This window comes from Mesorhizobium sp. M2A.F.Ca.ET.037.01.1.1 (assembly GCF_003998075.1).
In the GTDB taxonomy this organism is placed as follows: domain Bacteria; phylum Pseudomonadota; class Alphaproteobacteria; order Rhizobiales; family Rhizobiaceae; genus Mesorhizobium.
Genome location: NZ_RZSA01000829.1, coordinates 1 through 3008, shown reverse-complemented (window position 1 = coordinate 3008; position 3008 = coordinate 1). Strand labels below are relative to the sequence as shown.

At 65.0% G+C, this 3008-nt stretch carries 5 protein-coding genes; 1 reads left to right on the top strand and 4 read right to left on the bottom strand.

The window, feature by feature from the left end:
• Nucleotides 1–297, top strand: a 297-nt coding sequence (locus EOA27_RS29745; RefSeq protein ID WP_145970611.1) for an STAS/SEC14 domain-containing protein, incomplete at its 5' end; no start/stop codon positions are given.
• A 12-nt stretch (nucleotides 298–309) separates the two neighbouring features.
• On the opposite strand, the gene EOA27_RS29740 is transcribed toward EOA27_RS29745, so the two are convergent.
• The 4 genes from EOA27_RS29740 to EOA27_RS29725 form a co-directional block, all read right to left on the bottom strand.
• Nucleotides 310–1437: an ATP-dependent RecD-like DNA helicase gene (locus tag EOA27_RS29740; protein WP_126082069.1), complete on the bottom strand. Its 1128-nt coding sequence runs from the start codon at nucleotides 1435–1437 to the stop codon at nucleotides 310–312.
• 134 nt (nucleotides 1438–1571) lie between these two features.
• On the bottom strand, nucleotides 1572–1922 hold the full coding sequence (locus EOA27_RS29735; protein ID WP_126082068.1) for a nitrile hydratase accessory protein: 351 nt from the start codon (nucleotides 1920–1922) through the stop codon (nucleotides 1572–1574).
• Nucleotides 1909–2568, bottom strand: a complete 660-nt coding sequence (gene nthB, locus EOA27_RS29730; protein ID WP_126082067.1) for a nitrile hydratase subunit beta — start codon at nucleotides 2566–2568, stop codon at nucleotides 1909–1911. The genes EOA27_RS29735 and nthB overlap by 14 nt, the downstream gene beginning before the upstream one ends.
• A partial coding sequence (locus EOA27_RS29725) for a nitrile hydratase subunit alpha (RefSeq protein ID WP_127257903.1) occupies nucleotides 2565–3008 on the bottom strand: 444 nt, incomplete at its 5' end. The genes EOA27_RS29725 and nthB, both read right to left, overlap by 4 nt.

Here is a 3008-nt window from a genome sequence, read left to right as displayed (position 1 = left end):
GCGGAAAACCTGTTCGGCCTGCTGGAAGCCGCCTACGCGCTGCATCCGAGGATCGACGTGCTGATCAGGCTGACCGACGAGGAAAGCGTCGACTGGGCCAATATCAAGCAGGACACGCTTCGACAGGGCGTGGCCGACGCGATGGAACATGTCGTGCGCTGCGCCGTCATAGGCGAGCCGAGTTGGGCCTCCCTCGTCGCCGGCGTGTTCCCCAAAACGCTGCCTTTCGAAGTCAGGCGCTTCGATGTCGACGATGAGGAAGCCGCCTGGCAGTGGCTTGGCGCAAGGCCGACCTGATGGCCAAAAACCTCAGCGAACGATTGTCAACCGCTCGGCGGCGCGGGTGATCGCCGTATAGAGCCAGCGCTGGCGGGTCTCCTTGAAGGCCCAGCTCTCGTCGAACAGCACGACGTCGTTCCACTGCGAGCCCTGCGCCTTGTGCACGGTCAGCGCATAGCCATAGTCGAAATCGTCGAAACGCTTCTTCTGCTGCCACGGGATTTCCGCGTCGGGATCCTCGAACGCCGCCTTGAGCAGCTTGATCTTGGCGACGCCGCGGTCGGGATCGTCCTCCTCCGGCGAAACCAGAAGGTTGATGCCGGGCTTCACCGTCTCGCGCGAGGAGGTCATCACCTTCCACAGCGAGCCGTTGAGCAGCCCCTTGGCCGGATCGTTGCGCAGGCAGACCAGCTTGTCGCCGGCTTGCGGGAAATCGGCGTTGAACCCCTTCAGCTCGCGCAGCCTTTGATTGTAGCGACGGCGCGTGCGGTTGGTGCCGACCAGCACCTGGTCCGCCTTGAGCACGAGGTCCTGGTTGACCGCTTCCCTGCCGATCACCTGCGCCGTGCCGTAGTCGCCATGCATGAATTCCCGGCCCTCGCGCACGTCGAGCGCCAGCCGGATGATCGGGTTGTCGCGCGCCTGGCGGTGGATTTCGGTCAAGAGCACATCCGGTTCATGCTCAGTGAAGAAGCCGCCGCCCGAGATCGGCGGCAGCTGCGCCGGATCGCCAAGCACCAGGATCGGCGTGCCGAAGCTCTGCAGGTCGCGGCCGAGCTGCTCGTCGACCATCGAGCATTCGTCGATGACGACGAGCTTGGCGCGCGAAATCGGGCTTTGCCGGTTGAGCGAGAAGGTCGGCGACATCGAGGTCTTGCCGGTCACCTCGTCCTCGACCGATTCCTCACCCTTCGGTCTATAGATCAGCGAATGGATGGTGCGGGCGTTGGTCGCCCCCTTGGAGCGCAGCACCTGCGCCGCCTTGCCGGTGAAGGCGGCGAACTGCACCTGGCCGTCGACATGCTCGGCAAAATAGCGCGCCAGCGTCGTCTTGCCGGTGCCGGCATAGCCGAACAGCCGAAAGACCTGCGGCCGGCCCTCTTTGAGCCAGCGCCCGACCGCCTTCAGAGCCTCGTCCTGTTGGGGAGAAAATTCCATCAGTGCGACAGACCGGATTCGCAAGCGAAAGACAAGATTGGCCGCAATACCGACCGTTGTCGGCGACAAAGCGGCCACCTTCGATAGCCCAGGCTATCAGCCAGAAATAGGAACGTAAAGAGAACAAAGACGATCTACGGGCTAGCGCCCGGATCATTCTCCAGCAGGATCGGCTTGCCGTGTGGCGTTGCGTGCGCGGCGCGTTCCCAGGCGGCGGCAAGCGCATCGACATCATTCTTGCCGGCAACGCCCTTGACCGCCAGAAGCTTCTCCAGCGCCGCCAGCCAGTGCTCGTAATAGTCGTGGCCGTCGCTCGCCGCGCCAGGCTTCTTCACTTCGGCGGACAGCGCCTCCGCCCATTCGCTCCACGAAAACAGGCCTTTGCCGTGCAGCGCAACGGTCAGGGCGAAGGCTTCGGCCTGCCACGGCTCGGCGAAGACCGGCTCGTCGAAGCCCGCCGGCAAGGCGCCTTCATGCCGGCTCAAGATAGCTCTCCCAGGCATCGATCGAGATGCTGAGCGTCGGATCGGCGCCCTCGCCCCAGATTTCGGCCCCGTCGAACACCACGGTATAGACCCATTGCGGGTTCTCGCCCTTGCCATGCGCATTGCTGTCCGGAAAGACGAAGCCGCCGCGAACGGCCTCGATCCTCCCGGCCTTGTCGCGCGCGTAGCGCGGCAGGCGCGTATGTCCGGTCGGGTTGAAATTCTTCGTCCGCACACGATCGCCTGCTTGGAACCATGCCGGCATGGCGACGGGCCGGTCGCACGGCCCGCCCTTGGCGAGCACGGCCGGGACGTCCGCTGCCTTGAGCGCCCTTTTCGGCGTCGCGGCCGGATCGAGCGCCTTGCCGGCGGCAAGGTCGCGCTCGGTGACGAAGCCATGGCGCTTCAGCAGCGTTTCCAGCGCCTTGATCCAGATCTGGTAGTAGCTCGACGAATAGTAGTCGGCGGGATGCAGCGATTCCCGGGCATGCCGGCTTTCATCGATGTTCCAGGCACCCATGGAGCCGGCGGTGAGCGTCACGCCCAACGCCCGTCTTTCCCATGCCGCGTGAAAATAAGGCTCGTCCTTCTCGGGTGCGACCGGCCCGAAGCCCATCTGTCCGCCGAGATCCTGCGGCCCGTTCATGCCGGCTCCGCTTCCGGCTCTTTGGCCAGCGCCGTGCCGATCATCGCGTCGCGGCTGACCAGCTCGGCGAGCTGCTCCTCGCTCCAGCCTTCCGTTCCGCGGGGTCGCATCGGCACCACCAGATAGCGAAGCTCGGCGGTCGAATCCCACACGCGGATCTTCTTGTCCTTGGGCAGCGTCAGCCCGAATTCCTCCAGCACGCCGCGTGGATCGATCACCGCCCGCGAGCGGTAAGGCGGCGCCTTGTACCAGACCGGCGGCAGGCCGAGCACCGACCACGGATAGCAGGAGCACAGCGTGCAGACGACGAGATTGTGCGTCTCCTCGGTGTTGAACACGGCCTGCATGTGCTCGCCCTGGCGGCCGGTATAGGAGAGCGATTCGATCGCGGCGGTCGCGTCGAGCTTTAGCCATTCGGCGTAAGCCGGATCGTTCCAGGC

Coding starts and splice junctions, on each gene's coding strand:
- EOA27_RS29740 (WP_126082069.1), bottom strand. CDS start 1,437: ATGGAATTTTCTCCCCAACAGGACGAGGCTCTGAAGGCGGTCGGGCGC.
- nthB (WP_126082067.1), bottom strand. CDS start 2,568: ATGAACGGGCCGCAGGATCTCGGCGGACAGATGGGCTTCGGGCCGGTC.